This window comes from Streptomyces sp. SID5643 (genome assembly GCF_009872555.1).
Classification (GTDB): Bacteria; Actinomycetota; Actinomycetes; order Streptomycetales; family Streptomycetaceae; genus Streptomyces; species Streptomyces iakyrus.
This window is the reverse complement of the sequence record NZ_WWIC01000294.1, coordinates 1-215: the sequence shown is the minus strand read 5'-3', so window position 1 is coordinate 215 and position 215 is coordinate 1. Positions and strand designations below refer to the sequence as shown.

Here is a 215-nt window from a genome sequence, read left to right as displayed (position 1 = left end):
CCCGCCGCGACCCCCGGCCCGCCCCCGCCGGGCCCGCCCGGCGAAGGCGCGCCGGTCAGCCACCTGCCCACTCTGGTGGCGGGCCCGAGCACACCCCCGGCTCCACAGCACCTCCCGGCCGCGGGCGCCCCGCCCCACCCGCAGGGGCAGACACCCCCGCCCCCGTACCCCGCGTACGGCTACCCCCAGCAGCACCCCCAGCCCCACCCCGCTTA

At 82.3% G+C, this 215-nt stretch carries 1 pseudogene; it reads left to right on the top strand.

The window, feature by feature from the left end:
- Positions 1–215, top strand: a pseudogene (locus tag GTY56_RS40905) (serine/threonine protein kinase); the annotation flags it as partial.